Below are 23,740 nucleotides of genomic sequence, written 5' to 3'. Positions count from 1 at the left end.
CTAACAGGGTAAGCGTGGGTTGGCGGCTGAGAAATTTTAGATCATGCAAGCGCCGGGCCGCGTGCGTTAACTTAAAACGATGCCTTTTTCATTCATCGATATCGAAGAAAAAAAGACGCGCCTGCTGGGTTTTCTTTTCTTTTTCGTCATCCTTTTTTATTTCCTCACCGCGTATCTCCTGCTTGTGATCCTGCGCAATGCCTTTGCGTCGAGAGAGGGCTTTTTCTGGCCGAGCGGCTCATCCGTCCTGGCAGCGTTCGGGGTCGCCTTGCTGGTAGCGCTTCTGCACTGGGCTACGTCGACGTCGCATCTGATTGAAAAATTATCTTTGTCCATCGGGGCCGCGGAGCTCGATACAAAGGATTTTTATCACAAGGGCCTCCAGAATATCATTGACGAGGTGAGCGTGGCCATCGGCGGCCGGCGCATCACGGGCATGGTCATTCCTTCGGTGAGCCTGAATGCATTTGCCCTCGAGGATTTTCAGGGTCAGGCGGTGATCGGCGTGACGGAAGGTCTTCTGACGCGTCTCAACAGGGCGCAGCTGGAGGCTGTCGTCGGCCACGAAGCGGGCCATATCGTCAGCGGCGATTGCCTGGCTACGACCGTGACGTGCGCCCTGGCTGAATTATACGATGAGCTGTTCTCTCGGCTGAAGGCCGGCATGCAGAGGTCTCGGGGGCGCGGTGCCCTCTTGGTCCTTGTGTTGCTTCTTATTATATTTTTCATGCGTTTTTTGAGCACGCTCCTGCGTTATTTCATTTCCCGCCAGAAGGAATACAGGGCTGATGCCGTGAGCGTACGCCTGACACGCAACCCTTTGAGCCTGGCGGAAGCGCTTTCTTTGATATCGACGAACTGGCGTGGAGGAGGCGCCATGGGCGAGCGGCTGGAATCCATTTTTATCGTCAATCCCAATTTTAGCCGCCTCGACGAAAAACAGGGGTTTTTCTCGGATGCTTTTTCTACGCATCCGCCCATTGCCGAGCGTATCCGGATATTGACGGACATGGCCCATGCGGACGCAAAAACCCTGGAGGAACATTTAAAAAAAGATGTGTGGGTTTCTCCGGTGGCGAAAGCGGAGTTTACGGAGACGAAGAGCGAAGCGCCGGTTGCATGGCGGGTTTTCGTAGATCAGGAGTGGAAGGGGCCGTTCGGCTTAGAGGAGCTTCAGAAATCCGGCTTGCTGACGCCGGAGACATGGGTGAAACCGGAGGATTCCGGGAAGATCGCGCACGCCTACGAGGATGAGGCGCTCATGCCGGTGCTCTCTCCACATCCGGCAGAAAAAAAGACGAAAGAAGAATTTGCGTGTCCTCATTGCCGCACGGCCCTCGGAGAGTTGTATTACGAAGGGGTCCCGGTCCAAAAGTGCCCCCATTGCGAAGGGGTCTTTGCCCCCAGCCGCAAGATTTCCCGCGTCCTGATCCGCAGAGACAAGACCTTTGATGCCGAAGTCGTCCGGCTGGCGGAGGTGGCCATCCGAGAGAGAGATAAGCGCATCGATGGTTTCTACAAACAGAAGCCGGTCAATGCCTGGGTCCTGGATTGTCCTCAATGCGGCCGCAAGATGCGGCGGCAGTTCTTTGTCTATTCCTATCCTGTCGAGATCGACCGCTGCGTTTATTGCGAAGGCATCTGGTTTGACAGCCACGAACTCGAGATCCTGCAGTACATCTACGAAAATAAAGAGCATTTTTTCGACGATGCTTCCTTTTAGGCATATCGGCGTGTCAGAAGGGATACGATGTTTGCCGATCGCAAAGACGCGGGGTTGAAGCTGGCCGCTGCCCTCCAGAGATTCAGGGGCGAGAAAGCCCTTGTTTTGGCTATCCCGAAGGGAGGGGTGGAGGTTGGTTTTTATGTGGCACAGGAACTGGAGCTGCCTTTGTCCGTCGTCGTGGCGCGCAAGCTTCCCTACCCCGACAATCCCGAGGCAGGATTCGGGGCTGTTGCCGAGGACGGCAGCACGTTCATTTTTGAGGACGCTGTGAGGTGGCTGACGCAAGAGGATATCGGCAAGATCAAACGGCAGCAGATTGCGGAGGCTAGGCGCAGGGTCGAGGTTTTTCGCGCAGGCAGACCCTTGCCTTCTTTGAATGGTAAGACCGTTATCCTGGTCGATGACGGCATTGCCATGGGCTCGACCATGCGGGTTTCGATCAAGCTGTGCCGTCACAAGCAGGCCGCCAGGGTCATCGTAGCCGTCCCTGTCAGCGGCAGGGAGATGGTCCGTGAAATGTCCCGCCTTGCCGATGAGGCCGTTATTCTGGAGACGCCTCCTTTTTTCAAGGCTGTGGCCCAAGTCTATGGCCGTTGGTATGACGTTTCGGACGAAGAGGCCGCCACATTCCTTAAAAAAGCCGGGCTTTAATTTTTTTTGGGGCATACTGTTTTTCGGGCTTTATATTGACACGGCCGCTTGCTTGTGGTATATTTTTTGTTAGCAAAAAAGAAAGTCCCTCATCGTTGAGGGCAAGAATAGCGCGCTGATCTTGTAGTGAAAAATAGTTAGAAGCAGCGCTCTCAAAAAAGAGAACCTAGGGATAAAGACGTCCAGTAGTGTGATGGACGTCTTTTTGTTTTATATAGGCCCGATAGGCCGATGGAGAACAGTAAGATAGAAACCTAAGCTGTTGGGGTACAAGGACAAATGAAAAAACCAGGATATCCGGACAAACAAGGTCTTTACGATCCGGCTTTCGAACACGATAGCTGCGGGGTGGGTTTTGTCGTCCATGTCAAGGGCAAGAAATCCCACGATATCGTTGTGCAGGGGTTGACGGTCCTCGACCACCTCAGCCATCGCGGCGCCCAGGGGGCCGATCCGAAAACCGGGGACGGCGCCGGCATCCTTATCCAGATGCCTCATGCATTTTTCGAGGCGGTGCTAGGAGAGAAAAAAGTGATGCTGCCGGCAAGCGGTTCTTATGCTGCGGCCATGCTGTTTATCCCGCGCAGAGAAGAGTCCTGTCTTTTTTGCGTATCTGTTTTTGAAAGGATCGCCAGGGAATGCGGCTTGCCGATCCTGGCGTGGCGGGATGTCCCTGTCAACGACGCGCATATCGGCGGGTCCGCCAGAGAGGTTGAGCCGTTGGTGAAACAGGTGTTCGTCGGGCGCCCTGAAGGGGTCTCAGATCACTTTGCCTTCGAGAGAAAACTTTATGTCGCGCGCCGCCTCATGGAAAAGGCGGTCGCGGATTCGGACCTTCCCGACAAGAAGTCGTTTTACTTCCTGAGTTTTTCGTCCCGCACCATCGTCTACAAGGGCTTGCTCATGTCCGGACAGCTCAGGGATTTTTATTCCGACCTCAATGACGGCAGGTTTGTCTCGGCCCTTGCGCTTGTCCATTCCCGCTATTCGACGAATACGTTCCCGACGTGGGATTTGAGCCAGCCGTTCAGGTATCTGGCCCATAACGGCGAGATCAACACTTTGCGCGGCAACATCAATTGGATGACGGCGCGGCGGACATCGCTGGCGTCGGAGTTATTCGGCGAGGATATGAAGAAGATTTTTCCCGTTATCGTCCCCGGCGGTTCGGATTCCGCGGCCCTGGATAATGTCGTTGAATTTCTGCTCTTGAGCGGCCGCAGCCTCGAACACGTCATGATGATGTTGATCCCGGAGGCATGGGAAAACAATAAGTTCCTGGAAGGCGACAGGAGGAAATTCTACGAGTATCATGCGGCATTGATGGAACCCTGGGACGGTCCGGCAGCCGTCGCTTTCACCGACGGGACGGCCATCGGCGCGATCTTGGACAGAAACGGGCTGCGTCCGGCGCGTTATTGGGTGACAGCCGATGATCTGGTCGTCATGGCGTCGGAGGTCGGCGTCCTGGATATCCCCCAGGATGAAATTGTCTCCAAGGGTCGCCTGCAGCCGGGCAAGATGTTTCTGGTCGATACGGCCAAGGGCCGCATCCTCGACGACGACGAGATCAAGCGGAAGGTCTGCTCGGCCCGTCCTTACGGCGCATGGGTCGATGAGAACCTTGTGCATCTTTCGGATCTGCCCGAGGCGCCGGAGCACAGGGCCGTGCCTGTTGACGATCTTCTTCGTCAGGAGCTGGCATTCGGCTATACAAAAGAAGACATAAAGGTCCTTCTGGTGCCTATGGCGGAGACCGGTCAGGAACCGACGGGGTCCATGGGGTCGGATATGCCGCTGGCGGTCCTGTCCAACCGGCCGCAGCCGCTCTATACCTATTTCAAACAGCTTTTTGCCCAGGTCACCAATCCTCCGATCGATTCTATCCGGGAAAAGATCGTCATGAGCCTGGAGGGTTTCCTCGGCCGCCAGCGCAATCTGTTGACTGAGACGCCGGAGCACTGCAGTCTCATTAAGTATTATCAGCCCGTGTTGAGCAACGGCGAGCTTGAAAGATTGCGCTATATCCGCAAAGAAGGTTTTCGCGCCAAAACGCTGTCTCTTTTGTTCGAGGTTTCCTCGGGGTCTCTTGCCGGGGCGTTGGAACGTCTCTGCCGGGAGGCCTCGGCGTGCATCGAAGAGGGCGTGAACCTGATCATCTTGAGCGATAAGGGGACGAATGAGCATATGGCGGCCATTCCGTCGCTGTTGGCCGTCGCGGCCGTCCATCATCACCTGGTCCGCCAGACGACGCGCATGCAGGCAAGCCTGATCGTCGAGACGGCAGATGCGCGGGAAATCATGCATTTTGCGCTCCTGTTGGGATACGGCGCCAATGCCGTCAATCCCTATCTGGCGTATGAGGTCCTTTTGGACTGCAAGCGTCAGGGGGAGTCGGCGCTGATCGGTTTAGAAGACGGGGAGGTCCTCAAGCATTACGTCAAGGCTGTCGATAAGGGGCTGTTGAAGATATTTTCCAAGATGGGCATTTCGACCTTGCAAAGTTATTGCGGCGCGCAGATCTTTGAAGCCCTCGGTTTGTCCCATTCGGTCATCGATAAATTTTTCACCGGAACGGTGTCGCGCATCGGCGGTGTCGACTTAGAGATCCTGCAGAAAGAAGTGCTTTTGGTGCACCAGCGGGCATATCCCAAGCGCGAGACCCAACCGCCCCTTTTGCCTGCCGGCGGATGGTATCAGTATCGCAAGGATGGAGAGTATCATCTCTGGAATCCGGATACGATTTCCGCGCTTCAGCAAGCCGTGCGTAACAGGGATTACAAAAAATTCAAGGAGTTTACGGGGATGATCAATGATCAGGCAGGCCACCTGACGACTCTGCGCAGTCTTTTGAAATTCAGGAAGTCCGGGACGCCCGTCCCTCTGGATGAGGTCGAGCCGGTCAGCGCCATCGTCAAGCGTTTTGCGACGGGCGCCATGTCGTTCGGTTCCATCTCCAAAGAGGCGCACGAGGCCATGGCCATCGCCATGAACAGGCTGGGGGCGATGTCCAACTCCGGCGAGGGCGGGGAAGACCCGGAACGTTACGTGCCGCTGTCGAACGGGGATTCCCGGCGCAGCCGGGTCAAACAGGTTGCTTCCGGACGTTTCGGCGTGACGAACCATTATCTGTTGAATGCCGATGAGCTTCAGATCAAAATGGCGCAAGGGGCCAAGCCCGGTGAAGGGGGCCAGCTGCCTGGCCATAAGGTGGACGTGATCGTCGCCAAGATCCGTCATTCGACGCCGGGCGTGACGCTCATTTCACCGCCTCCGCATCACGATATCTATTCGATCGAAGACCTGGCACAGCTTATTTTTGATTTGAAAAACGCCAATCCGCGTGCGCGTATCAGCGTCAAGCTCGTCTCCGAGGTCGGTGTAGGAACGATCGCTGCCGGCGTGGCCAAGGGGCACGCCGAGATGATCCTGATCTCCGGTTATGACGGCGGCACCGGCGCTTCTCCCTTGTCGTCTATCAAGCATGCAGGGCTTCCTTGGGAATTGGGATTATCGGAGACGCACCAGGTCCTGGTCATGAATAATTTACGCGGCCGCGTGCGCCTCCAGACCGACGGCCAGATGCGCACGGGAAAAGACGTCGTGGTGGCCGCGATGCTGGGCGCCGAGGAGTTCGGTTTTGCGACGTGCGCCCTGGTCGTGCTCGGCTGTGTCATGCTGAGACATTGTCACATGAACACTTGTTCTGTGGGTGTGGCCACACAGGACCCGGCCTTGCGCTGCCGCTTCCGCGGGACGCCGGAGCATCTGATCGCGTATTTTACGTTTCTGGCCCAGGAAGTGCGGGAGATCCTTGCCGAACTCGGTTTCAGGAAGATGGATGATCTGATCGGCCGGGTGGACCTGCTTGAGACCAACGACGCCATCCGCCACTGGAAATCCCGGGGAGTTGATTTTTCTAATATTCTTTTTAAACCGCCGGTGGATGGGGGAAGGGCGGTGCGTTGCGTGCAGCCGCAGGATTACGGTTTGGACAAAGCTATGGATTTGAAATTGATCGATCTCGCCCGGCCGGCGCTCGAAGAACGGAAACACGTCCGCATCGAGACGGAGATCAGGAATACGAACCGCACCGTAGGCGCGATGCTTTCCGGCGAGATCTCCAGGCGCTATGGCGAAAAAGGGCTTCCGGCCGATACGATCCAGGTTTTTTTCAAGGGTTCGGCTGGACAAAGTTTCGGCGCGTTCGGCGCCCCCGGCGTGAGCTTTCATCTCGAAGGCGACGCCAACGATTATCTCGGCAAAGGCTTGTCGGGGGCCAGGATTGTGGTCGTGCCGCCGCGCAATGCGACTTTTAAACCGGAAGAGAATATTATTGTGGGCAATACGCTTTTGTATGGCGCGACGGGAGGCGAAGTGTTCATCCGTGGCGTTGCCGGCGAACGTTTCGGTGTCCGCAATTCCGGGGCGCATGCTGTTGTCGAAGGTGTCGGCGACCACGGATGCGAATATATGACCGGCGGCCGCGTTGTCGTCATCGGCCGCGCAGGGCGGAACTTTGCCGCCGGCATGAGCGGAGGCATCGCTTATGTGTACGACAAGGACGGCGATTTCAAAAAACACTGCAACCTCGGCATGGTGGATTTAGAGCCTATCGTCCGCAAGGAGGATGTGGCGACGATCCGGGGTCTTCTCGAGAAACATGTCCAGTACACGGAGAGCGCCGCCGCCCTCGGGATCCTCGATAACTGGGCCCAGGAGCTTAAGAAATTCGTCAGGGTCATGCCGCTGGAGTATAAGCTTGTGATGGAGAAGGTCGAAGCAGAGCGTCTCAAGGCAGAGGAGGCGGAAGTCTCGGACGGATAAAGACGCGAATGGCCGCAAATCCTGTTATTCAAGACAAGGATACAAACGCGAATTTTCGCGAATATATCGGAAAAGATCAATCAAGAAAGACCCCTCGCTTCAGCAAACACAAGAGGGAAGCTCGGGGTGAAATTTTAAGATAGTGCGTAGAGGGAAAATTTCATGGGCGATGCAAAAGGATTCTTAAAAGTTAAGCGCAGGATGGCCGGCTACAGACCTGTAGCGGAGCGGCTGCGCGATTTCAAGGAAGTGGAACAGAGGCTGTCCCAGGAAGCGGTCCAGGAGCAGGGATCGCGTTGCATGGATTGCGGGGTGCCGTTCTGCCATCATGCCTGTCCGATGGGCAACGTCATCCCGGATTGGAACGATATGGTCTTCCGCGGACGCTGGAAGGAGGCCCTGGACGTCCTGCATTCTACGAATAACTTCCCCGAATTCACGGGCCGCGTCTGTCCGGCGTTGTGCGAATATGCCTGCACGCTGGGTATTAACGACGATCCCGTGACCATCCGGCAGAATGAGATTTCTCTCGTCGAGTGGGGGTTTGAGACGGGCGCCATCAGGCCTTTCATCCCGAAGCATGAGACTGGCAGGCGTGTGGCCGTGGTCGGGTCGGGTCCGGCGGGCATGGCCTGTGCCCAGCAGTTGACGCGCGCAGGGCACGAGGTGACGCTCTTTGAGGCCGACGAAAAATGCGGAGGCATCCTGCGTTATGGCATTCCTGACTTTAAACTGGAAAAATCGGTCATCGACCGAAGGCTCGGGCAGATGGCGGCCGAAGGATTAAAAATCAAAACCGGTGTCTGCGTGGGGAGGGATTTGCCGGCCAGCCGGTTGTCGAAAGATTTTGATGCCGCATGCCTGGCCCTGGGGGCGCGGCAGGCCAGGGATTTGACGGCAGAGGGCCGGGAGCTGACCGGTATCCATCAAGCCATGGATTATCTGGCCCAGATGAACAGAATCAATGCCGGGGTTAAGGTCTCGGCGGATGTGATGATCACAGCCAAGGGCAAGGATGTTATCGTGATCGGCGGCGGCGATACGGGCGCGGATTGCGTGGGGACGGCCAACAGACAGGGTGCTTTGTCGGTGACACAGCTCGAGCTTTTGCCTCAACCGCCGGAGTGCCGTACCCAGGACATGCCGTGGCCGGTCTATCCGAAGATCCTCAAGACGTCCACCTCTCACGAAGAGGGCGCCAGGAGGTTTTGGAGCGTCGCGACAAAGAAGTTTATCGGGGAGGCCGGTCGTATCAAGGAGATTTTGTGTGTGAAAGTCGATGGGGCGCTTAAAGAGATCCCGGGTTCGGAATTCGAGTTGAAGGCGGATCTTGTGATCTTGGCCATGGGCTTTGTGCATCCCGTGCACGAGGGCCTGGTCAAGGGCTTGGGGCTCCAGCTCAGTCCCAGAGGCAATGTTTCCGTCGACAAGAATTATGCGACGTCCCTTCCGGGAATCTATGCCGCCGGCGATGTCGGCCGCGGCGCTTCGCTTGTTGTCTGGGCAATTTATGAAGGCCGGGCCGCGGCCCGGGAGATCGACCGTTTCCTCATGGGCGAAACGAATCTTCCATAAAAACAGTTGACGAGTTTATCCCGTTAGAGAATTTTATTCTCTAACGGGATAAACGGGTTGGTGAGTCAATAAAGAGAAATCCAAAAACGCCGAAGATTTCTGTTTTTAACTCATGCACGCGTTTACCCGTGAACCGCTATGAACTGTAGCAGGGGAGTTTGTTTTCCTGGATAAATGAGGAGATGTCCGGCCTCAGGATGCTTCCGGTCTCTACGAATTCCAATCCTACCTTGTATTTTTCCGAATAAGGTTCCTGGGCTGACCACTGAACCCGCGCAATTCCGTAGAGTTCCTGAGGTTTGTTTTTGAGCCTTGCGTGGAAGTAGATGTGGCTGCCGATATCGATAGGGCCGTCCACAAGGAAGCTGACACCCCCTTCGCTGATATCGCAGGTGATGCTTTGGCTGTAGCGATTGCCGTTAAAAAACCTATATTCGACAGGGCAGTTGACCTTCAGCCTGCGGAATCTGCGCCGTTCCTCCCAGGCATTTTCCATGTCTGCGACTCTGTTAAATAAATCAGCCACGATAACCTCCTTTTTTGCGCCTTGCATGTGTCAGAGGCCCGTGGCTACCCAAAATTTAACATAAAAAGAAAGCGTTTTCAAGGGGAGGGGTTTCGTGTATAATATCACTACGCATGAAGCTTAACTTATTTATTTGCAAGATGTAAGGATGATGCCTATGGGAATCGTCACAAAAAAAGGCGACAAAGGAAAAACATCCCTGTATTTCGGAGGCATGGTCTCCAAAGACCACCCGCGTGTTGAGCTCTGCGGGGCCCTCGATGAGCTCTCTTCGTTTCTGGGCTTCGCCAAAAGCTTGTTAAGGGACAAGCAGGGCCGTGCCTGGATCGAGGGCGTGCAGAAAGACCTCGTGACGATAGCCGCAGAGGCGGCGACAGCCCCGGGTTTCCTTGTCAGACTCAAAAAACGCGTGCAGAAGGAAGATGTCGGCCGGCTTGAGCGTCAGATCGCGACCCTGGAGTCGCGCTCCAAAAGGAAAAATTTCTGTTTTTCCATTCCGGGCTCCTGCCTTGTCTCCAGCTGTCTGGATGTGGCGCGCACGATCGCGCGCCGCGCGGAACGCCGGGCCGTCAGTCTTTTGAGAAAGAGACAGATCGCCAACAAGGACGTCCTGGCTTATCTCAACAGGCTTTCAGATTTTCTGTATCTCTTGGCAAGGAAGAGTGAGAATGTTAAAGCTTAAAAAGGCCCTTTTGATCGCGGATCCGCAGATCGACTTTTGCCCCGGCGGGGCCCTGGGGATCAAGGACGGAGACAAGATCATCCCTGCCGTCAATGCCTATGTCAGGCGTTTTGCGCAGCGTCAGCTGCCCGTCTTTATCACGCGCGACTGGCATCCGCGAAGAACAAAACATTTCAAGGCATACGGCGGCGTCTGGCCCCGGCACTGTGTCCATGATACAAAAGGCGCCGCTTTTCATCCCAAGTTGAGACTGCCGAAGGAGGCGATCGTCCTCTCGAAGGGGATGGGTCCGGAGGAAGACAGCTACTCCGCATTCCATGCTTACGACAATAACCATAAGGGATTGCATCATCTCTTGCAGATATTCGGCGTGACAGAGCTTTATATCGGCGGCCTGGCAACGGATTATTGCGTCAAGTATTCCGTGCTGGATGCCTTGAAATACGGTTATAAGGTTTATGTCCTTCTGGATGCGACGAAAGGAGTGAATCTGAAGCCTCGGGATTCGGTGGAGGCGGTCCGCCAGATGCTGGCCGCCGGCGCCGGAACGATGACCCTTGCCGATATCGCACCGGTTCCCAAGAAACCGCAAAGGCAGGAAAAAAGCAAGCGCCCCAGGCATTAAGCGTCCCGGGCCCTCGCCGGAAAAACGCGCATCAGCCGTCTCGCCCCATGAAAACGATTAAAGTTAAAACAGTCATCTTCGATATGGATGGCGTTATTACGGATACCATGCTTTATCACTTCCGCGCCTGGCGCAGGATCTATGCGGCGCAGGGGTTTAAGGTGAGCCGGGAAGAGATATACCGGCGGGAAGGGCAGCCTGGATACAGGACGATCAAGGAAATCCTCGGTGAGCGCGGGATCCCTTTTGATGAGGCCAAGGCGAGGCGGATCCTTTCCGAGAAAGAGAGGCTTTTCAAAAAGATCGTCCATAAACGTTTTATCCGCGGCGTGAAAGATTTCCTGCGCCATCTGCATCACCGGGGTGTCGCCGCCGCCCTCGTGACAGGGACGGCGCGGCACGAAGCCGAAGAGATCCTCCCGAAGAATTTTTTGAAAAGGTTTGCCGTTTCCGTGACGGGGGATGAAGTGAGGCATGGCAAGCCGCACCCAGAACCCTATTTGCGGGCCCTCAAGAAATTGAACATCCGGCCTCAAGATGCGATCGTCATCGAGAACGCACCGTTCGGCATCCGTTCCGCAAAGAAAGCCCGCCTGGCGTGCATTGCACTCGAGACTTCCCTTTCCCGCGCCTATCTCAAGGACGCGGATTTCATCTTTTCGTCCTATCGCGATTTACGCAGGCACCTTGATTTCGAGGCCGACGGAGAGGATTGATCCCGTTAGGGCCGGGAGATACTCGCGAGCGCTCTCAATAAAAAGCGTTTCCGTCAATCACGGCACAAAACGATATCGTATCTTTTGGCTGCGGCTTTGAAGATAAATTCCCCGCGTTTTGTCTCTAACGGGATTGACGCCTCTTTGTTTTATTGATAAGATGAAACCGTCGCTTTTGTGACAGTCTCCGATAGCACAGATTAAAAATCGAGAGATCACATAGATTCATGCAAGAGTAGATACTGCAATGCCTTCGAAAAAGAAGTTTAAGGTTTTTATCATTGATTAAGTTTTGTTTTTTGTCTGTGTAATCTTGTTTCAAATCTGTGCGATCGCATTCCTATGAAAAGATATGAATTTTTAAAGCATACGGCAGATGTTGCCGTACGTCTTTTCGGCCGGTCTTTGAAAGACCTTTTTGAATCGGCGGCCTGGGCGATGTTTGCGGTTCTTCTGGAGAAGACCAAAAACAGGCCGGGGGCGGCATTGACGGAAAAAGAGATCTCCGTCTGCGGGGAGGCGCCCGAGGACCTGCTGAAGGCCTGGATGGACGAGCTCCTTTTCTGCTATAGCGTCGAGCATCTGGTCCTGGTCCGTATCAAGTCTATTGAGCTGGGCGACAGGGAGATGAAGGCCTTTGTCTTGTTCGACGCTTTTGACAGGGAACATTATACCGTCAAAGACGAGATCAAGGCCGTCACCTACCATGAGCTGGAAATCAAGAAGGTGCGGAACCGCTGGCAGGCCCATGTGATCTTCGACGTGTAACGGAGCCCTGTTTTATGTCTCAAATCTGGGACGGCCCTTTAGAGAAGATTGACGATTACCGCTGGCGGATCCCCAGGACCTATAAAGCCGGCATGCGCGTCGACGGCATCATCTATGCGGATGAGAAACTGTTGAAGGACATCCGCCACGACAAGGCCGCCGAGCAGGTGGCGAATGTTTCCTTTTTGCCCGGGATCGTCAAGGCGTCTTTCGGGATGCCGGACATCCATTGGGGTTACGGGTTTGCCATCGGCGGCGTCGCGGCCATGGATATCGAAAAAGGGGGCGTGGTGTCCCCGGGCGGCGTCGGCTATGATATCAACTGCGGGGTGCGGTTGGTAAGGACTGATCTTTTTGAGAAAGACGTCAGGCCGCATCTCAAGGAATTGGTCGCCGGTCTGTTCCATGCGGTGCCTTCAGGCGTCGGGTCCGAAGGAGATATCCGCGTGACCGCCAGGGAAGAAAAAGAGATCCTTGTCAAGGGCGCAGGATGGGCTGTCGCCAAGGGTTACGGCACCGAAGACGACTTGGAGGCCACCGAAGAGCGCGGAGCGATGGCCGGCGCGGACCCCGAGAAGGTCTCCGACCGGGCGTATGCGCGCGGCAAGCAGCAATCAGGCACCCTGGGTTCGGGCAACCATTTTTTGGAAGTCCAGGCCATCGACCAGCTTTACGACAGGGATGCAGCGGATGCCTTGGGCCTGGTTGAAGGCCAGGTCATGGTGATGATCCACTCCGGTTCCCGGGGGTTGGGATATCAGGTCTGCGATGATTCTTTGAAAACGATGAACACCTGTCTGGAGAAGTACCATATTCATGTGCCCGACAGGCAGTTGGCGTGCGCGCCCGTGGAGTCGCCCGAGGGGAAGGATTACCTGGCGGCGATGCGCGCGGCGGCGAATTATGCCTGGAACAACCGCCAATGCCTGATGCATCTGGCGCGTCAGGTTTTTGAGAAGGTTTTTGTTTCATCGTGGCAGAAGCTTGGGATGCGCCTCGTCTATGACGTGGCGCACAACATCGCCAAGATCGAGACGCACCGCGTCAAGGGCGAGGAACGCACGCTGTGCGTGCACCGTAAAGGAGCGACCCGCGCCTTCGGGCCAGGACATCCGGCTGTCCCCGAGAGATACAAGCGAATCGGCCAGCCGGTGATCATCCCCGGCGACATGGGGCGCAATTCTTATTTGCTCGTCGGGACACAGGCCGCGATGGACGAGACGTTCGGCTCGACCTGCCATGGTGCCGGCCGCCTCAGGTCCAGACACGAGGCCAAGAGGGTTGTGGATTTTCACGCATTGATGAAGGAACTTGAGGCCAAGGGTATCGTGGTCATGGCGTCGGGGCACGGGACGGTCGTGGAAGAGGCCCCTAGTGCGTACAAAGATGTCAATGACGTCGTCGGCGTTGTGCACAACGCCGGCATTGCCAGGCGCGTCTGCCGGATGCGACCATTGGGAGTTGTTAAAGGTTAGGGGAGTCCTGAGCGTAGCGAAGGGCGGCCTTTGGGGGTTGTTAAGGGGTAAGGAGGAGACATGGCTTTTGCGCTGCAGGAAGGCGAACAAGTTTTATGGGAAGGGAGGCCCGAGAAAAGGATCTATGTGATGTGGCTCCTGACGCGGGTGATCCTTATGTCTTTGGTTATCTGCGGCATCTTGGCTTATCTGTCCGTCATCGCCTGCGTGATCTATGCCGCTGCGCACCACATGAAAGAGCCGGTCTTTATCCTTGTTCCGTCTCTCCTCATTTTCTCGGCGCCGGTCGTTTTGGCCTGTGCTTTGTTTTATTACCGTCATCTTCTTGAGACGTTCCATTACACCGTGACGAATCAGCGGTGCGTTTTTGAGGGCGGGATCTTTGTGCGCCGGCGCCGCAGCGTGCCGTTTCATAAGATCACGGATGTTGAGGTCAATCAGAACATCATCGAACAGGGGCTGGGGATCTGGAGCCTGAAGGTTTTTACGCCGGGCACCGGGAGTGTGGGTGTCCCGGGCTTCGAGAAAGCCGAAATCGTCTTCTGCGGTCTCCTCGATGCCGACAAGCCGGCCTCCATCATCCAGGACGCCTTGAAGAAGTTCAAAGCCACAGGAGAATAAATGTTAGATATCCGTTTTATCCGGGATAACGCGGACCTTGTCAGGGCATCGCTGGAAAAGCGCGGCTCGAAATTGAGCTTGGACGAACTTTTGAAGCTCGATGAAGAGCGTCGCCGCATCCTGACCGAGCTCGACGACCTGCGTCGCCAGAAGAATGAAGCCAACGACGCCATCACCAGGCTCCTCAAGGAAAGGAAGGACCCTAAACCGACGATCGCCACGATGAAAGACGTTGCCGGCCGTATCGATGCCTGCGAGGCGGGCCTGCGTCAGACGGAAGAGTCCCTGGAGAAACTGCTTTTGGTCATCCCCAATATCGTCCATACATCGGTCCCTGCAGGTGATCCTTCGCACAACCAGATCGTCCGGCAATGGGGTCAGCCGAAGACCTTTGATTTTAAACCGCGCTCTCATACGGAGCTCTGCGAGTATCTGGATATTGTGGATTTTGCCCGGGGAGCCAAACTTTCGGGGTCGAACTTCGTCCTTTTTAAGGGGTTGGGGGCGAAGCTGGAGAGGGCGCTGATCAATTTTATGCTTGACCTGCATACGTCGAAACACGGCTACAGGGAGATGTGGCCGCCGGCGCTGGTCAACCGCGCCAGCATGACGGGGACGGGGCAGCTGCCCAAGCTTGAGGAGGACATGTACCGCCTTAAGGATGACGATCTTTTTCTTATCCCGACGGCTGAAGTCCCCGTCACCAACATTCACCGTGACGAGGTCCTCGAGGAGAGTGCTCTGCCCGTGTATTACACCGCCTATACGCCATGTTTCCGCAGGGAGGCGGGTTCCTACGGCAAGGATACAAAAGGCCTCGTGCGCGTGCACCAGTTCGACAAGGTCGAACTGGTGAAATTCGTCAGGCCGCAGGATTCTTTCGACGAGCTGGAAAAGCTCGTCGGCAATGCCGAGACCGTCCTGCAGGCGCTGGGGCTGCCGTATCGCGTCGTTTTGCTGGCGTCGGGCGACATCAGCTTTGCCGCGACCAAGTGCTATGACCTGGAGGCCTATGCCCCCGGCCTGGACAAGTGGCTGGAGGTGTCGAGCTGTTCGAATTTCTGCGACTTTCAGGCCCGGCGCGCCAATATCCGTTTCAGGAACAAAGAGACCAAGAAGCTTGAGTATCTCCATACGCTTAATGGTTCCGGCGTGGCCATGGCCAGGACCGTCATCGCGATCATTGAAAACCACCAGCAGAAGGACGGCAGCATCGTGATTCCCGACGCGTTGCGTCCGTATATGGGAGGCCTGGAGAGGATTGAACGATAGCCGGCTTTAGCAGCCGTGATTTCGGCAACGGCTACGGCAAGGTTGCCCGTTAAGGCAAGGTCGTTCGGTTATGGTTTAAAACGGAAGACGTCGCCGAACAATGGAATCTGCCTGGCGGTAAGCAAGCGGGCTACGTGACCGTTACCCAGAAACGTTGCCACAGCATGATAAAGGAAAGAAAATGAAAGAAAAAATATTAGCTGTCTTAAAATTGCTCTTGGCGATTTTGTTGCTGCCTTTCGTGATCGGCATCACGGCCGCTTTCTGGAACGCCTTGAGCCTGACGCCGGCGCCCATCCCGTCGACATTTGGATGGGGCGTCGTCATGTATCTCGTCTTGCACATTCTTCTCTATCAGCCGGCCCAGGTTTTCGATACGGGAAAGAAAATGGCGGAGACGGCCATCGGCTTTGTGGCGCCTTTTTTCAAAGTGGCGGGTTTCTGTATCCCGATCTTCACCATCCTGACTTTCGTCATCTATATGACGGCGCGCAAGGTTTGGCCGCAGCTCGAAGAATATTTCGGGTGCTTCGTCTTTGTCGCCGCTTTTGCGCTGACGATGCACTTGGTCATGACGGCCAATGCCCTCAAAGGCAAACAGGCCGGCTGGCTCAAGGAGAATTATTTTTTTGCGATATTCGCCATTTACATCATCAACATCATGATCGTCGGCGCCGCCTTCAATCTGTTGACGGCCGATTTTTATTTCACGGATTTCATGAAGTCTGCGGGACAGAAGGCCGGGGCGATCTATACGGCGTCGTTCAAGCAGCTGTTTGAGGTGCGGGCCGTCCGATAGCCGCAGTTTCTTTGTCGGAAAATTTTTCTAAAAGTCGCCTTGATGTGCGTCGGGACGCTATAAAATAGCAAAAAAGACACTACGCTCGTTACGACCCTTGTCAGGTCGTGGCGCTTATGCGCCTACACTCGCTTTAGTGTCCTCGAAATTTTCTTTGTCAGAAAATTTCTCGGAGGCGTGGCAGAGCGTCCGCCACCGGAGCTTCGGCGGACGCACGCCGACTTAGTGGTGGCGGGTGGTTGCCCCGTAAAGAAACGGGCTTTCACTGGATGATGACATCAAGGTGCTCAAAATGCACCGAGTTGGAATTTTGGAGGCGTGGCAGAGCGGTTGAATGCGGCGGTCTTGAAAACCGTTGTGGGCGCAAGTCCACCGAGGGTTCGAATCCTTCCGCCTCCGCCAAATTTTTCGGATAACGAAAAATTTGGCGGACACTTGAGCGAGCGACCGTGGCGCGGCAGAGCGCCACAGCGAGAACAGGTGTCCGCACCTTAATTTACGCTTTTCTTTATAGGGAAAAATTTTTAGCATCGGTTAAGTCAACGCATGATAAAAGATCCCTCGCCGTTTTAATGAGTTGCGGGCGGCTCGGGATCCATTCGCGCAAACGACTTATGTCGTCTCGCTGTTTTGTGACGGCTCCATAAGTTGTGCGCTCATGGAAAGGTGAGGCTTATGGAAAAGCGCAAGGTCGATATCGAAGCCAAGATTTTGGACAAGATCCTTGGCCGCATCAATCTTTTGCAGAATGATTCGGAAAAGAAGAATATCGTCAGCGACGTCATTTCCGAGCTCTACGGCGCGACAAAGGAAGATACTTTCCTGCAGAGCCAGACGTTGAGCGAGCTCTCCAACGACGCAGAAAGAGAAAATTTTATCGATAAGTTTTTCAGTTACGGGATCATTGAGGATTTGTTGAGAGATCCCGACGTGGAAGACATTGTCATTAATTCTTTGAGGCCTATTTACATCCATCACACCTATAAAGGGCTGACGCAGACGGACAAACGTTTCACGACTCCCAAGGAACTGGACGTTTTTATCAAGAAACTGGTTGTTTTTTCCGGCAGGACGTCGTTAAAGAAACTGAATAATCTGGAGCTGGCCAATGTCCAGGGCCGGGTGAATATCGCCATGTCCCCGTTCGGGCCGCAGATCACGATCACCAAGATCAAAGAAAATCCATTGAGCGTCATCGATCTGATCCGAAAGGGGGCCCTGAACTATGATATCGCGGCGCTGTTCTGGCTTTATATGGAAGGGATGTCCATCCGTCCCGCAAATATCCTTATTTTGGGTGCGCCGGGGGCGGGTAAGACGACGCTTTTGAACGCCCTGCTGAGTTTTGTGCCGAGTAAGGAGCGCTTGGTCATTATCGAAGACACGCTTGAGTTGAATACGCTGCGCGAAGACAGCTGGTCGCGCATGGAAAGCGATGAAGAAGTGACGCTGGCGGATCTCGTGAAGAATTCCCTACGTATGCGGCCGGAGCGTATCGTGGTCGGCGAGGTGAGAGGTGAGGAAGCCCAGGATCTGATGACGGCCATGAACATCGGCAAGTATTGCATGGGGACGATCCATGCGGCCGCTGCGCGCGAAGCCATCATCCGTCTCCAGAACGAACCCATGAATATCCCGGAGACCCTGGTGAATCTGGTGGATGTTTTCATCACCTTGGTCAAGTTCCATGTCAAGGACGAGGTGTTTCGCGTTGTCTCCGAGATCGCCGAGACGGCCGGGATGGAACAGAAGAAGGTGCTTTTGTCTGCGGTCTGGAGGTATGACTACGAGTCGCGCACTTTTATCGAAGATTCTCCGTCGTCCGTCTTCCGGGATAAGGTGGCGCGCGCCAGCGGCATGAATGCCCTGGACGTCATCAAGGAATTGAAAGTGCGCAGCGAGGTCCTCAAGATCCTCGACAATAAGGACGTTTCGGATATGGAGGATGCCTGTCGTTTCTTCCGGCTTTACAATAAGGATGCCGACGAGGCCTTGAAATCCATCGATCTCACGAAGGCCGAGATCATGAAGAATATCCATGTTTAGGTTTGTCGGGGTATCCGAAGGATAAGTTTGCTCAATAGACACTATGTTCGTTACGACCCTTGTCGGGTCGTGGCGCTTATGCGCCTACACTCGCTTTAGTGTCCTCGAAATTTTCTTTGTCAGAAAATTTCTCGGAGAGTTGCCGGAGCGTCCGCCACTGGAACGTCGGCGGACATGCTCCACTGAAGCATCGGAGCACGGCCGCCGACGTATTACTGGAGGCCGCCCGCCGAAGCAGTGGTGGCGGGCGGTTGTCCCGCTTTGCGGGATTTCGCTAAAATAGTAAATTTAGGTATTCAAAAAGCGCGTCTCGCGAAGCGAATGAAATGAGCGGAGTCCCGCGTAGTGGGAAAAGCGCGTCATTTATTTGGAGAGTTGCCGGAGCGGTTGTCCCGTAAAGAAACGGGATTTCACTGGATAAAACATCTAGGTGTTCAAAATAGGGCGGTCTCGCCCGCCGAAGGCGGGTCCGCCTCCGGCGGAAAAACAAATTTGGAGAGTTGGCTGAGTGGTTGAAAGCGCGCGCCTCGAAAGCGCGTTACTCCGCAAGGGGTACGAAGGTTCGAATCCTTCACTCTCCGCCATTTTTGCCCCAAGCAAAACTCTGGCAAAAATGGCAGAGAATCGAAAATCGAAATTTGAGATTTGATTGTGGAAGATTTTCATTCGGTCTATTTTCGATTATCGATTTTCAAAAGCTATGGCATTCTTATTCGAAAAACTAGATGTTTACAAGAAAGCAGTTGATTTTGCAGATAAGATTTGCGGATTAACGGAAGGTTTTACGAAGGGCAACTATTATCTGGCAGATCAACTTAATCGAGCTTCTTTATCGATATCGGCAAACATAGCCGAAGGCAACGGCAGATATCACAAGCCAGATCGTATAAATTTTTTTCGAATAGCAAGAGGCTCGGCGTTTTAATGTGTTCCTATTTTGGAGATATGTAAGCGAAAGAAGCTGATCACCGAAGAGTTGAATGAGTCACTCAAGAAGGGCATCGAAGATATTTCAAAAATGCTATCCGGGTTGATAAATATGTAGCCGGCTTGAATAGTGCGGAATGAAGAGGGTATTACCGGAGTCTCTGGCTCAGACGCCGCTCCTTGGTGTATTTTCCTGATAAAGGAAAATTTTACGGACACTTGAGCGAGCGACCGTGGCGCAGCAGAGCGCCACAGCGAGAACAGGTGTCCGCACCAAAGCGTTAGAGGATATCGGACCCACTGGCTTCGGCACAGCGGGTATTTAAATCCGCACGTTTCTAATTCCTATGCGATCATTTCTCGAAAAATTCTTCCATCTTCGGGAATCGAATACCACCGTCCGCACAGAGGTCATCGGGGGCCTGACGACCTTTATGACTATGGCGTACATCATTTTTGTCAATCCCGCCATGATCTCCCAAACGGGAATAGACTTCGGCTCGGCCATGATGGCGACGTGCATTGCGGCGGCGGTGGCGACGCTGATCATGGGGCTCTATGCCAATTATCCGATCGCCCAGGCGCCCGGCATGGGGGAGAATGCTTTTTTCACGTATACCGTCTGCCTGACCATGGGGATCTCCTGGCCCGTCGCTTTGGGCTGCGTCTTTATCGAAGGGCTTATCTTCATGATATTGACCGTGACGCGTCTGCGCCAGCGGCTCATCGATGCGATTCCGGTCTCTCTCAGGTATGGCACAGCCTGCGGCATCGGGTTCCTGATCGCTTTCATAGGCCTGATCGATGCCGGTATCGTCGTCGCGCATCCCTCGACGATCGTTTCCCTCGGCGATGTTGTGAATCCTGCGACGGTTCTCTCGGTTTTTGGTCTCATCGTGACAGGTGTCATGCTGGTCAAGGAAATCCGCGGGGCGATGTTGTGGGGAATTCTGCTCACGACGGCGCTCGGCGTCCTCATGGGGCTTGTCAAATACCAAGGGCTTGTTTCCTGGCCGCCTTCGATGGCGCCGACATTCATGAAGATGGACGTTGCAGGCGCTTTGCGGCTCGGCTTGTTTTCCATTGTTTTTATTTTTTTGTTCATGGATATCTTCGATACGGTCGGCACATTGGCAGGCGTCAGCGAGATCGGCGGATTCATGAAAGGGGGCAAGCTCCCGCGCGCAGGCCGCGCCATGATGAGCGATGCCGTCGGGACGTGCGTGGGCGCCATGTGCGGGACCCCCACGGTGACAAGCTATATCGAAAGCGCATCGGGGATCGCTTCCGGCGCGCGCACGGGCCTGGCCAGCGTCGTGACGGCCGCTGCGTTCCTGGCTGCCCTGTTTTTTTCTCCCTTGATCAAGATGATCGGAGGCGGGTACACGACGGCCGCAGGCGCTGTCCTGCATCCCGTAACGGCTCCGGCCCTGATCATCGTCGGCAGCATGATGCTGCGTTCTGTATCGCGGATCGAATGGAAGGATTATACCGAGAGCATTGCCGCCTTTCTCGTCATTGTGATCATGCCCTTTACGTTCAGCATCGCGACGGGGATCGCGTTCGGTTTCATCGCCTACGCGGCGTTGAAGCTCTTGACGGGGCGCGGCAGAGAAGTCTCCTGGCTGGTTTATTTCCTGGCCGTGCTTTTTATCCTGAGGTTCATTTATCTGAAGGCCATGTAAGGTGTTTCGGCACAAGGACATGATCGGACGCAAGGATATGCCGCAAAGTGTTTTTCTTGAAGCGTCAAGCAGGTGTCAGCTTCGCTGTCCTTTATGCGATACGCCCGGCCGGAAAAGAAGGCCGGGGATCATCGGATGGGGGCATTTGACATTGGCCCATTTTCGCCGTTTTCTCGACGGGCATCCGCAGATCGGACATATCGGGTTTTCTACCCACGGTGAACTATTTTTGAATCCGGAGCTGAGGAAGATCGTGGCGTACGCCTCGGATAAAGGAGTAGAACTGAGCGGCATCTCCAACCTCAATACGCTCAGTCCGTCGATGGCCGAATGCCTGGTGCGTTCGGGGTTCAGCCGGCTTACGGTGGCCATTGACGGAGCGGACCAGCGCACATATGAGAGATATCGGCGCGGGGGCAATCTTCTGCGTGTTATTAAGAATATCCGCCTCATCAATCATTTTAAGGAATCTTGCCGCTCAGACACTCCGGCCCTGACGTGGCAGTTTGTGATCTTCGGTCATAACGAGCACCAGATCGCCCGCGCCAGGGTCATGGCCTTTGGGCTAAAGATGGGTTTTTTGACGCGTTTGTCCTGGGGCGCCGATTATTCTCCTGTCAGGAACCGTCAGGATGTTGTCAGGGAATCCGGCCTGGGCGTTGCCTCGAGAAAGGAATTCCTCGAGACTTACGGGAAGTCGTATTTTGCGCCTTGTCTTCAGGTCTGGAATTCGCCCCAAATCAATTGGGATGGGAAGCTTCTTGGTTGTTGCATGAATCAGCGGACGGCTTTTGGAAACGTTTTCCATTCGGGTTTGCGCGATTGCATGGCTGATCCGTCTTACCGGGCATGGCAGGATGTTATCGTCGGGAAGAGGCGCCTTTCGCCGGCCGTGCCTTGTTTTGGTTGCGAAGCTTACGGCAGCCTGGCCGGAAAGATACGCAAAAGGAGGAAAGGTGTTCCAACGCATCTGTGAAAAATTTACGCGGCTTTTGGCGGTTTGGGTGGTGTTGGCGGGTGTCATCGCTTATTTTTTTCCGTGCGCCTTTATCGTCTGCCGTTTCGGGATGGAGTGGTTTTTCACGTTGACGATGCTGGGTATCGGTATGATCCTGGATGCCAGGGATTTCAAGCCCATCTTCATCCAGCCGCATCTTGTGCTTTTGGGGACGCTGGCGCAGTTCGCCATCATGCCCGCGGCCGGATTTGCGGTGGCGCGTCTGTTGCATTTGCCTCCGGCGCTGGCGCTCGGCGTCATCCTCACCGGGGCCGTTCCAGGGGCCATGGCCTCAAACGTCATATCGTATCTGGCGCGCGCAGATGTGGCGTATTCCATCGCCCTGACGTCGATGTCCACCTTTCTGGCTCCGGTCCTGACGCCGCTTTTGACGTATCTTTATGCGGGGACGTATTTCCATGTCCCATTCTGGCCGATGTTTTTGAGTATTTTCAAGATGGTCATCGTGCCTTTGGCGGCGGGGATGGGGTTGAAGCATATGCTGCGCGATAAGATCGGCAATTTCATCGCCGTTTTTCCTGCGCTCTCGACGTTGTTTATTGCATTTATCTGCGGCTTGGTCGTCGCCCTCAACAAGGATTATCTGGCCGGCGTCAGCGCAATCATTTTTGCCGCTGTTTTCCTGCATAACGCCCTGGGGTTGTCGTTGGGATACGGGGCGGCTGTTCTTTATCGGTTCGACACCAAGAGACGCCGTACCTTGTCTTTGGAGGTCGGCATGCAAAATGCGGGGCTGGGAGCTGTCTTGGCCCTTAAACATTTTTCCGACCAGGCCGCTTTGCCCAATGCGTTGTTTGCGACGTGGTGCATTGTGACGGCCGCCATCCTGGCTGAAATCTGGAGCCGGAGGAGCGCAGATTAAATGGATAAGGGCCGTTTGAGGGATTTGTTCGTTTTGGTTTCGTTGTTTTCATTTTTTGCGGCGTGCGGGCCGTGCCCTGCCGAGACGGTCATTTTGAAAAGCGGCAAGGTCCTTGAAGGGCGCATTGACGCCAAAACGGACAATATGGTCTGCATCGATCTCGACGGCCGCCCGCTTTATTACGAGACCCGCCTCATCGAGACCATCGACGGCAAGCCCCCGGCGGAATTCCAACTCCGGGCCATTTCGATCACTAAAGACGAGGTGAGCGGTGATTTTGAAGAAGGGCTTTTTCTGGCTTCCCAGGGGAAATTCCAGGATGCCGTCCGGGCCTTCGAGGCAAACCTCAAAAAGAATCCCGAAGACGGCAACACAGCGGAATCCCTCCATATCCTTGAAGACCTTCGGCAGGGGAGGATCAGCCCGGAATTCGCCCAGGCGTTGTTCGAGGGGACGCTTTTATTCCTGAAGATGCGCTATGAGGCCGCCACAAAGGCTTTCCAGCGCGCGCTCGACATCAAGCCCGATGCGATGGAGCTGTATTACAACCTCGGTACCCTTTATAATGCCAGGAAACTTTACCGTGAGGCCATTCCTTTTTTTGAGAAACTATTGAAAGCCAATCCCATGGACACAGAGGTCCTTTTCAGCCTCGGCTATTCTTATTTTTCTGCCCAGGAATTCCAGAAGGCCGCCGGCCTTTTCGAGAGATATTTGGCTCTTGATCCCTCTGATCCTGACGCCCACGGCTTTTTGGGCGCTTGTTATTATGCCCTCGGCCGCGAGAACGATGGCGTCGCGGAATTTCAGAAAGCCCAGCTTTATGCGGACGAAGCGGCAGAGGCTCGCGGCGAGAGGAGGCCGGCAGGCGGGTCGTCTTTCATGGAAGAGGGTATCCGGCAGGTCATTAATAAATTTTGATCGAGCCGCAGGATGCGG

The 23,740-nt window shown here is 54.8% G+C and carries 19 protein-coding genes and 2 tRNA genes; 20 read left to right on the top strand and 1 reads right to left on the bottom strand.

The features are described 5' to 3' along the window. The first annotated feature begins 79 nt into the window (after nt 1–79). From BU251_RS06690 to BU251_RS06675, 4 genes are all read left to right on the top strand, one after another. Complete coding sequence (locus BU251_RS06690) at nt 80–1,723, top strand: zinc metalloprotease HtpX (protein WP_128700279.1); 1,644 nt, start codon at nt 80–82, stop codon at nt 1,721–1,723. A gap of 27 nt (nt 1,724–1,750) precedes the next feature. Then, nucleotides 1,751–2,377, top strand: a complete 627-nt coding sequence (locus tag BU251_RS06685; protein WP_128700278.1) for a phosphoribosyltransferase — start codon at nt 1,751–1,753, stop codon at nt 2,375–2,377. Between the two features lie 279 nt (nt 2,378–2,656). Further along, nucleotides 2,657–7,204, top strand: coding sequence for a glutamate synthase large subunit (gltB, locus tag BU251_RS06680; RefSeq protein WP_128700277.1), 4,548 nt, complete (start codon nt 2,657–2,659; stop codon nt 7,202–7,204). Nucleotides 7,205–7,366: 162 nt separating this feature from the next. Next, complete coding sequence (locus BU251_RS06675) at nt 7,367–8,779, top strand: glutamate synthase subunit beta (protein WP_128700276.1); 1,413 nt, start codon at nt 7,367–7,369, stop codon at nt 8,777–8,779. 136 nt (nt 8,780–8,915) lie between these two features. Here the strand turns inward: BU251_RS06675 and BU251_RS06670 are convergent, their stop codons facing one another. After that, complete coding sequence (locus BU251_RS06670; protein ID WP_164908903.1) at nt 8,916–9,305, bottom strand: PilZ domain-containing protein; 390 nt, start codon at nt 9,303–9,305, stop codon at nt 8,916–8,918. Nucleotides 9,306–9,462: 157 nt separating this feature from the next. On the opposite strand from BU251_RS06670, the gene BU251_RS06665 reads away from it, so the two are divergent. The 16 genes from BU251_RS06665 (at nt 9,463) to BU251_RS06590 (ending at nt 23,722) form a co-directional block, all read left to right on the top strand. Then, nucleotides 9,463–9,987 carry a cob(I)yrinic acid a,c-diamide adenosyltransferase gene (locus BU251_RS06665; RefSeq protein WP_164908902.1) on the top strand — a complete coding sequence of 175 codons (525 nt, stop codon included), beginning with the start codon at nt 9,463–9,465 and terminating at the stop codon, nt 9,985–9,987. Then, nucleotides 9,974–10,612 carry a bifunctional nicotinamidase/pyrazinamidase gene (gene pncA, locus BU251_RS06660; RefSeq protein WP_128700273.1) on the top strand — a complete coding sequence of 213 codons (639 nt, stop codon included), beginning with the start codon at nt 9,974–9,976 and terminating at the stop codon, nt 10,610–10,612. The genes BU251_RS06665 and pncA overlap by 14 nt, the downstream gene beginning before the upstream one ends. Nucleotides 10,613–10,659: 47 nt before the next feature. Continuing rightward, nucleotides 10,660–11,328: an HAD family hydrolase gene (locus tag BU251_RS06655; RefSeq protein WP_128700272.1), complete on the top strand. Its 669-nt coding sequence runs from the start codon at nt 10,660–10,662 to the stop codon at nt 11,326–11,328. A 342-nt stretch (nt 11,329–11,670) separates the two neighbouring features. Beyond that, nucleotides 11,671–12,096, top strand: coding sequence for an archease (locus BU251_RS06650; protein ID WP_128700271.1), 426 nt, complete (start codon nt 11,671–11,673; stop codon nt 12,094–12,096). 14 nt (nt 12,097–12,110) lie between these two features. Then, nucleotides 12,111–13,571 (top strand): RtcB family protein, encoded by a 1,461-nt coding sequence (locus BU251_RS06645; RefSeq protein ID WP_128700270.1) that lies wholly within the window; start codon nt 12,111–12,113, stop codon nt 13,569–13,571. A 60-nt stretch (nt 13,572–13,631) separates the two neighbouring features. Next, nucleotides 13,632–14,192, top strand: a complete 561-nt coding sequence (locus BU251_RS06640) for a PH domain-containing protein (protein WP_128700269.1) — start codon at nt 13,632–13,634, stop codon at nt 14,190–14,192. Beyond that, a complete protein-coding gene (gene serS, locus BU251_RS06635; protein WP_128700268.1) occupies nt 14,193–15,464 on the top strand; it encodes a serine--tRNA ligase in 1,272 nt (423 codons plus the stop codon). Between the two features lie 181 nt (nt 15,465–15,645). Then, nucleotides 15,646–16,263: a hypothetical protein gene (locus BU251_RS06630; RefSeq protein WP_128700267.1), complete on the top strand. Its 618-nt coding sequence runs from the start codon at nt 15,646–15,648 to the stop codon at nt 16,261–16,263. Between the two features lie 312 nt (nt 16,264–16,575). Beyond that, nucleotides 16,576–16,665 (top strand) — tRNA-Ser (locus BU251_RS06625). Nucleotides 16,666–16,938: 273 nt separating this feature from the next. Beyond that, nucleotides 16,939–18,309 carry an ATPase, T2SS/T4P/T4SS family gene (locus tag BU251_RS06620; RefSeq protein ID WP_128700266.1) on the top strand — a complete coding sequence of 457 codons (1,371 nt, stop codon included), beginning with the start codon at nt 16,939–16,941 and terminating at the stop codon, nt 18,307–18,309. A 494-nt stretch (nt 18,310–18,803) separates the two neighbouring features. Next, nucleotides 18,804–18,893 (top strand) — tRNA-Ser (locus BU251_RS06615). Nucleotides 18,894–19,009: 116 nt separating this feature from the next. Next, the gene (locus BU251_RS09635) at nt 19,010–19,234 is read left to right on the top strand and encodes a four helix bundle protein (protein WP_420885794.1); all 225 of its coding nucleotides are present in this window, start codon (nt 19,010–19,012) and stop codon (nt 19,232–19,234) included. A gap of 349 nt (nt 19,235–19,583) precedes the next feature. After that, the gene (locus BU251_RS06605) at nt 19,584–20,921 is read left to right on the top strand and encodes an NCS2 family permease (RefSeq protein ID WP_128700264.1); all 1,338 of its coding nucleotides are present in this window, start codon (nt 19,584–19,586) and stop codon (nt 20,919–20,921) included. A gap of 19 nt (nt 20,922–20,940) precedes the next feature. Next, nucleotides 20,941–21,897, top strand: coding sequence for a radical SAM/SPASM domain-containing protein (locus BU251_RS06600; RefSeq protein WP_128700263.1), 957 nt, complete (start codon nt 20,941–20,943; stop codon nt 21,895–21,897). Next, on the top strand, nt 21,878–22,801 hold the full coding sequence (locus BU251_RS06595; RefSeq protein ID WP_164908901.1) for a bile acid:sodium symporter family protein: 924 nt from the start codon (nt 21,878–21,880) through the stop codon (nt 22,799–22,801). Before BU251_RS06600 ends, BU251_RS06595 begins: the two co-directional genes overlap by 20 nt. Continuing rightward, the gene (locus BU251_RS06590; RefSeq protein WP_128700261.1) at nt 22,802–23,722 is read left to right on the top strand and encodes a tetratricopeptide repeat protein; all 921 of its coding nucleotides are present in this window, start codon (nt 22,802–22,804) and stop codon (nt 23,720–23,722) included. Nucleotides 23,723–23,740: the final 18 nt, after the last annotated feature.

It is taken from the genome of Candidatus Velamenicoccus archaeovorus (genome assembly GCF_004102945.1).
In the GTDB taxonomy this organism is placed as follows: Bacteria; Omnitrophota; Gorgyraeia; order Velamenicoccales; family Velamenicoccaceae; genus Velamenicoccus; species Velamenicoccus archaeovorus.
The sequence above is the reverse complement of the archived record's forward strand: the minus strand, read 5'-3'. Positions and strand labels throughout refer to the sequence as shown.

What these genes read in the sequence shown, in the direction of transcription:
- BU251_RS06690 (WP_128700279.1), top strand. Translation starts at nt 80, where the DNA reads ATGCCTTTTTCATTCATCGATATCGAAGAAAAAAAGACGCGCCTGCTG.
- BU251_RS06685 (WP_128700278.1), top strand. Translation starts at nt 1,751, where the DNA reads ATGTTTGCCGATCGCAAAGACGCGGGGTTGAAGCTGGCCGCTGCCCTC.
- gltB (WP_128700277.1), top strand. Translation starts at nt 2,657, where the DNA reads ATGAAAAAACCAGGATATCCGGACAAACAAGGTCTTTACGATCCGGCT.
- BU251_RS06675 (WP_128700276.1), top strand. Translation starts at nt 7,367, where the DNA reads ATGGGCGATGCAAAAGGATTCTTAAAAGTTAAGCGCAGGATGGCCGGC.
- BU251_RS06665 (WP_164908902.1), top strand. Translation starts at nt 9,463, where the DNA reads ATGGGAATCGTCACAAAAAAAGGCGACAAAGGAAAAACATCCCTGTAT.
- pncA (WP_128700273.1), top strand. Translation starts at nt 9,974, where the DNA reads ATGTTAAAGCTTAAAAAGGCCCTTTTGATCGCGGATCCGCAGATCGAC.
- BU251_RS06655 (WP_128700272.1), top strand. Translation starts at nt 10,660, where the DNA reads ATGAAAACGATTAAAGTTAAAACAGTCATCTTCGATATGGATGGCGTT.
- BU251_RS06650 (WP_128700271.1), top strand. Translation starts at nt 11,671, where the DNA reads ATGAAAAGATATGAATTTTTAAAGCATACGGCAGATGTTGCCGTACGT.
- BU251_RS06645 (WP_128700270.1), top strand. Translation starts at nt 12,111, where the DNA reads ATGTCTCAAATCTGGGACGGCCCTTTAGAGAAGATTGACGATTACCGC.
- BU251_RS06640 (WP_128700269.1), top strand. Translation starts at nt 13,632, where the DNA reads ATGGCTTTTGCGCTGCAGGAAGGCGAACAAGTTTTATGGGAAGGGAGG.
- serS (WP_128700268.1), top strand. Translation starts at nt 14,193, where the DNA reads ATGTTAGATATCCGTTTTATCCGGGATAACGCGGACCTTGTCAGGGCA.
- BU251_RS06630 (WP_128700267.1), top strand. Translation starts at nt 15,646, where the DNA reads ATGAAAGAAAAAATATTAGCTGTCTTAAAATTGCTCTTGGCGATTTTG.
- BU251_RS06620 (WP_128700266.1), top strand. Translation starts at nt 16,939, where the DNA reads ATGGAAAAGCGCAAGGTCGATATCGAAGCCAAGATTTTGGACAAGATC.
- BU251_RS09635 (WP_420885794.1), top strand. Translation starts at nt 19,010, where the DNA reads ATGGCATTCTTATTCGAAAAACTAGATGTTTACAAGAAAGCAGTTGAT.
- BU251_RS06605 (WP_128700264.1), top strand. Translation starts at nt 19,584, where the DNA reads ATGCGATCATTTCTCGAAAAATTCTTCCATCTTCGGGAATCGAATACC.
- BU251_RS06600 (WP_128700263.1), top strand. Translation starts at nt 20,941, where the DNA reads ATGATCGGACGCAAGGATATGCCGCAAAGTGTTTTTCTTGAAGCGTCA.
- BU251_RS06590 (WP_128700261.1), top strand. Translation starts at nt 22,802, where the DNA reads ATGGATAAGGGCCGTTTGAGGGATTTGTTCGTTTTGGTTTCGTTGTTT.